The organism is Cellulomonas sp. P4_B5_2, from assembly GCF_056402235.1.
In genome coordinates this window covers 1-5,398 of sequence record NZ_JBFUHU010000259.1, presented here as the reverse complement: position 1 = coordinate 5,398, position 5,398 = coordinate 1, and the positions used below count along the sequence as shown (strand labels likewise).

The 5,398-nt window shown below is 72.9% G+C and carries 4 protein-coding genes and 1 pseudogene; 1 reads left to right on the top strand and 4 read right to left on the bottom strand.

What is annotated here, in order from left to right:
- From AC1DUQ_RS16795 to AC1DUQ_RS16780, 4 genes and pseudogenes are all read right to left on the bottom strand, one after another.
- Positions 1–736, bottom strand: a pseudogene (locus AC1DUQ_RS16795) (hypothetical protein); the annotation flags it as partial.
- The gene (locus tag AC1DUQ_RS16790) at positions 733–1,188 is read right to left on the bottom strand and encodes a hypothetical protein (protein ID WP_477061860.1); all 456 of its coding nucleotides are present in this window, start codon (positions 1,186–1,188) and stop codon (positions 733–735) included. The pseudogene AC1DUQ_RS16795 and the gene AC1DUQ_RS16790, both read right to left, overlap by 4 nt.
- On the bottom strand, positions 1,185–1,790 hold the full coding sequence (locus tag AC1DUQ_RS16785) for an RNA polymerase sigma factor (protein ID WP_477061859.1): 606 nt from the start codon (positions 1,788–1,790) through the stop codon (positions 1,185–1,187). Before AC1DUQ_RS16785 ends, AC1DUQ_RS16790 begins: the two co-directional genes overlap by 4 nt.
- Positions 1,787–3,352: a S8 family peptidase gene (locus AC1DUQ_RS16780; protein ID WP_477061858.1), complete on the bottom strand. Its 1,566-nt coding sequence runs from the start codon at positions 3,350–3,352 to the stop codon at positions 1,787–1,789. The genes AC1DUQ_RS16785 and AC1DUQ_RS16780 overlap by 4 nt, the downstream gene beginning before the upstream one ends.
- 193 nt (positions 3,353–3,545) lie before the next feature.
- Here AC1DUQ_RS16780 and AC1DUQ_RS16775 point away from each other — a divergent pair, with 193 nt between their 5' ends.
- On the top strand, positions 3,546–5,384 hold the full coding sequence (locus AC1DUQ_RS16775; protein ID WP_477061857.1) for a bifunctional metallophosphatase/5'-nucleotidase: 1,839 nt from the start codon (positions 3,546–3,548) through the stop codon (positions 5,382–5,384).
- Positions 5,385–5,398 lie beyond the last annotated feature (14 nt).

The window sequence follows — 5,398 nt, the reverse complement described above, 5'->3', positions numbered from 1 at the left end:
CCTCCGCGGCGTCCTGCAGCGATCCCTGGGCGCGCAGGGACTCGACCGCGGTCGCGAGCTCGCGCTCGGCCTCGGTGACCAGGCCGGCGGCCCCCAGCACGCGGCCGCGGTCGAGGCCGAGCATCGCCAGGATCCCGGGCAGGAGCCCCTCGTAGAGCCGCTCCGCCTGCACGTAGTGGTGCAGCGCGGACGGCAGGTCACCGGAGACGTAGTCGAGGAACCCGAGGTCGTGCACGGCCTTCGCGACGAGCACCTCCGCACCCTCCCGCCGGGCCAGGGCCAGGCACAGGTCGAGGTCCGCCCGCGCCGGTCCGAGCCGCGCGGCCCCCATGTGCACCACCGCGCGGTTGACCAGCACCTTCGCGACGAGCACCGGCTGGGCCTGCACGTCGAGGCCGGCCAGCGCGACGCCGTACTCGACGAGGGACTCCTCGTCGCGCCCGGCCCGGCGCAGCAGGATCGCCCGTTGCGCGTGCGCGATCGCGCGCTCCTGCGGGGGCAGCAGGTCGGTCGCCGCCGCGAGGAGCTCCAGGCCGGCGTCGAGATGCCCGGCCTCGGCCTCCGCCATCGCCAGGCTCACGCTGACCCGGCCGCGCAGGTTCTGCTCGCCGTCGCGGTCGTGCGCAGGGTCGCCGAGGGCGCGCAGCGCGGCCCGAAGCAGCCGAGCGCCTGCCACCGGCCGCATGTCCTCGTTGGCGGCGACGCCCGCCGCGTACAGGTCGGCGGCGCGGCTCACAGCTCGACGGCGGAGGTCACCACGACCCCGTCCGGCGCTCGCACCACCAGCTGCACGGCGCCCGCGGGGACCTCCTCGAAGACGAACCGACCCGAGGCGTCCGCACCGACCACCCGGGCACCCTCTGGCCGCTGCAGCTCGACCTCGGCCGCCCGGCCGGGGAGCAGCCAGCCGTCGACCCGGCGCGCTCCGCTCGGACCCTCGGCCACGCTCAGCAGGACGGTGAGCGCCTCGGCCTCGAACCGGAGCGTGCGGACCCGGCTCGACGCCCGGGCACCCGGAGCCACGGACGCGTCCTCGACGAGCCGGGCCACCTCGGCGTCCAGCTGCGAGGCACCGAGCGCCAGCACCACGAGCTGGTCGAGCACGGGCGGCGGCGGGTCTGCCTCGTCGAAGCCGTCGCGCAGACCGGCGAGGATCTGCTGGTCCAGGACGTCCGGCCAGTCGTTCATGGCGCCTCCCAGAGCGGATCGGTCAGGAGGAGCTCGCGCAGCTTGGTCAGGCACCGCCCACGGGTGGGGCCGATGCTGCCGTGCGGCATGCCCATGGCCTCGGAGATCGCCGTGTAGTCCGGACGGTCCACCTGGGCCACGACCCGCAGCAGCTGCTGGCACCGCTCCGAGAGCTGCGCGAAGGACCGCCACAGGCTCCGCGCACGCTCCCGTGCCACCAGATCGTCGACGACGTCATGCCCGGGGTCGTCCGGCAGCTCGACCGTCTCGGTCGGGACCACCTGGCGGGACCGCCGGTGCACCTTGATCGCCTCGTTGCGCGCGACCGTCGTGAGCCAGCCGGCCAGCGCCTCCGGGACGCGGATCTCGTGGAGCCGGCGGACGAGCTCGAGCCATGTCGTCTGCACCACGTCGGCGGCCGTCGACGTGTCGAGCCCCTGGGACCGGGCGACGTGCCACAGCAGCGGGTTCAGGTCGTGCACCATCTCCTCGATGGCCGCGGAGTCGCCCGCACGCGCCCGTGCGAGACAGGCAGCGAGCCTCTCCCGACGGCTCGCGCGCGGGTCGACCGGGGCAGCCGAGGGCTGCAGGTCCTGGCTCATGGCTCCCCCGGCGCGGTCCCCTGCTCGCGTTCCCCGAGCACGGTCGCGCGCACCCGCCTCGCTCGCTCCAGCACCGCGGCACCCTCGACCGCGGCGCCGTCCGGGTCCTGCGCGATCGCGTGGGCCAGCTTGCCCGCGACGATCGCTGCCGCGAACGAGGTGCCACCCCAGCGCGCCGTACCGGTGGCCATGTCGTCCGAGTCGAACGCCCACGGCTGCTCCAGGGCGGCGGCGAGCCGATCAGGCCCGACCGGGCTGCCGAACGACCTCGGCATCGCGCTGACCACGGCCGACCCGCGCTCGTAGTGCTCGACCCACGGACCGTAGTTGCTGAACGTCGCGAGCGAGCCGTCCGGGTTGGTGGCCCCCACGCTCACGAGCGGGACCGCGGGCAACGAGTCGCTCTCGGCCAGCGCCGTCAGAGCCGCCGGGTAGACCGGGACGCGGTCGGAGCCGTTGCCGGCCGCGCAGACCACCTGGACCCCGAGCTCCCCCAGCTCGCCGAGCACCGACCGCAGCGCCGTGGTGGTCGGGTCCTCCGTCGGACCGTCGTCGACGTACCCCCACGCCAGGCACACGACGTCGACGAACAGCCCGGGGTGCTCGGCGTCGGCACCCCGGACGCGCTCCAGGAGCCAGGTGAGAGCGGACAGCGACCGGCCGGGCGGGAACACGCCGTCGGCGTCCATCGCCTGCAGCGAGAGCAGCCGCGCCGACGGGGCGTGCTGCCGCACCAGACCGGCGACGAACGTGCCGTGCCCGGCCGAGTCGTCGAGCCTGCCGTCCCCGTCCACGTTGCCCACCCGTGGGCCGGGCAGCTCCTCCGTCGGACGCCAGCCGGCCGCGACGGCGTCGGTCACGATCGGCCCGTCCGGCCCGACGAACCACTCGTGGGCGGCGATCCCGCCGTCGACCACCGCCACCACCGGCGGACGGACCGGCCGCAGGTCGTCCGGAGGAGGTGCGAGCAGGCCGACGTCGACCGCCTCACGCACACCCCCGGCGAACGGGCTCCGCACCGCGAACGGGCTCCGGACCGCCAGCGCGGTCCGACTGTCGACGTCGCTCCACGACGCGAACGGGCTCCGCACGGCGAAGGGGCTCCGCACCGCGAACGGGCTGCGGACGGCGGAGGGCGTCCGAATGCCCGCGAACGGGCTCTGCACCGCCGAGGGGTCCTCCAGAGCGGCCGAGTCGTCGGGCACCTTGACCGGGCGCAGCGACGCCACGGTCCGGGCCAGGTCCGCGTCCCAGCTGTGCACCTCGCCGAAGGCCGGGAGCTCCGCCTGGAGCCGCAGGCCCGCCTCCACCGCCGTCATCCCGGACACCCGGAGCGTGAGCCGGCCCCTCTCGACCTCGCCGGCCGTCACCGAGCCGCCGTGGTGCCGCAGCCTCTCGTTCAGCTGCTCGAGCACGTCCTGCGTGCAGGCGAGCGCCTCGACCGTGAGCAGGTCCGCGCTCAGCCGGACGGGCGGGGAGACGACCGGCGGTGCGGGTTCCGTGGAGCCTGCCTCGGCCACGCCGACGGCCTGGCGGTACCACCGCACATCGTTCCCGGCCATGAGACTGCCCCTCGTCGGACGATCCACCGTTGCTTCAGGTTAGGGTCGCGCCGCAGCGCCGGGATACCCCCGCGTGCGCTCTCGTCGTCGCGGTCCTGCGCGGCGCCCGACGTGTCCCTTGTCACCCGGACGGGCTACGGTGCCCGAGGCACCGCAACCCGGTGCAGAACCGACAGCACGGGAGGACTCCGGCATGGGTATCAGCATCCTGCAACGGGCCAGCGTGAGGGCGGGTGCGGTGGCGACAGCCGCGGTGCTCGCCGTGGGCCTCGCCACACCGGCCTACGCCGGCAACGGCCACGGCGGCAGCGGATCGAGCGAGTACCAGCTCACCGTCATGGGCACCACGGACCTGCACGGCAATGCTCTGAACTGGGACTACTTCAAGAATGCGGAGTACGACGACAGCGCCCACAACGACGTGGGCCTGGCCAAGGTCTCGACGCTGGTGAACCAGGTGCGCGCGGACCGCGGGGACCGCAACACCCTGCTCATCGACGCGGGCGACACCATCCAAGGCACGTCGCTGGCGTACTACTACGCGAAGATCCAGCCGATCTCGAAGACGGTCGAGCACCCCATGGCCGCAGCCATGAACGCGATCGGCTACGACGTCGCCGCGCTGGGCAACCACGAGTTCAACTACGGGATCCCCTACCTGCGCACGTTCGAGAAGCAGCTCGACTTCCCCCTGCTCGCGGCCAACGCGACCAACGACAAGAACGGCCGGGCCGCGTTCACCCCGTACGTCATCAAGACGGTCCGGCCCCCGCACGGCAAGCCGGTCAAGGTCGGCATCCTCGGCCTGACCAACCCGGGCATCGCGATCTGGGACAAGGCGAACGTCGAGGGGCAGATGAGCTTCGGCGGGCTCGTCGAGCAGGCGACGAAGTACGTGCCCGAGATGAAGCGCAAGGGCGCCGACGTCGTCGTCGTCGCGGCCCACTCGGGTGCGGACACCTCGTCCTCCTACGGCGACACCCTGCCGTTCCCGGAGAACGCGGCGACGCTCGTGGCCGAGCAGGTACCCGGCATCGACGCGATCCTCGTCGGCCACGCCCACCAGGAGATCGCCGAGCGCACCGTCACCAACACTGCGACCGGCAAGCCCGTCGTCCTCTCGGAGCCGCTGAAGTGGGGTGAGCGGCTGTCGGTGTTCGACATCGACCTCTCGTTCAGCCACGGCCGCTGGAGCGTGCAGTCGGTGGACGCCTCCGTGCTCAACTCCAACACCGTCCCGGAGGACCCCGCGATCGTCAGCCTGCTCCAGGCGGACCACCAGAAGGTCGTCGACTACGTCAACGGCGTGATCGGCACCTCGACCGAGGCCATGTCCGCGGCGACCGCACGGTACGAGGACACCGCGGTGCTGGACTTCATCAACTACGTCCAGGCCGGGGCGGTCAAGGCCGAGCTCACGGGCGCCGACGCCGACCTGCCGGTGCTCTCGATCGCGGCACCGTTCAACAAGGACGCGGCGATCCCGCAGGGTGACGTGTCCGTGCGGGACATCGCGGGCCTGTACATCTACGACAACACGCTCCTGGGCATCAAGCTCACGGGCGCACAGGTCAAGGCGTACCTGGAGAAGTCGGCGCAGTACTTCAAGGCCGCCCCTGCTCCCGGCACGTACCCCGCCGCCAGCCTCACCAACGCGGTGACGCCGACGGCGCCGAACGGCACTCCGGACTACAACTACGACGTCATGGGAGGGCTCGACCAGCCGCTCACCTACGACATCGACCTGGCGCAGCCCGTCGGCAGCCGGATCACCGGGCTCGCCTACGGCGGCGTCCCCGTGACCGACACGCAGGAGTTCGTCGTGGCGATCAACAACTACCGGCAGTCCGGCGGAGGCAACTTCCCGGGTGTGACGACCGCCCCCGTCGTCTACAACCGGCAGGTGGAGATCCGCCAGCTGCTCATCGACTGGGTGAGCGCGAACGAGGTGGTGGACCCGAGCGTGTTCTCGGCCACCAACCCCGACTGGCGGCTGACGTCCGGCGGCACGCCGCTGACCGTCACGCCGTAGCACCTGACGCGGGG

Excerpts from the sequence above, each read along its gene's own strand:
- AC1DUQ_RS16790 (WP_477061860.1), bottom strand. The coding sequence starts at position 1,188 with ATGAACGACTGGCCGGACGTCCTGGACCAGCAGATCCTCGCCGGTCTG.
- AC1DUQ_RS16785 (WP_477061859.1), bottom strand. The coding sequence starts at position 1,790 with ATGAGCCAGGACCTGCAGCCCTCGGCTGCCCCGGTCGACCCGCGCGCG.
- AC1DUQ_RS16780 (WP_477061858.1), bottom strand. The coding sequence starts at position 3,352 with ATGGCCGGGAACGATGTGCGGTGGTACCGCCAGGCCGTCGGCGTGGCC.
- AC1DUQ_RS16775 (WP_477061857.1), top strand. The coding sequence starts at position 3,546 with ATGGGTATCAGCATCCTGCAACGGGCCAGCGTGAGGGCGGGTGCGGTG.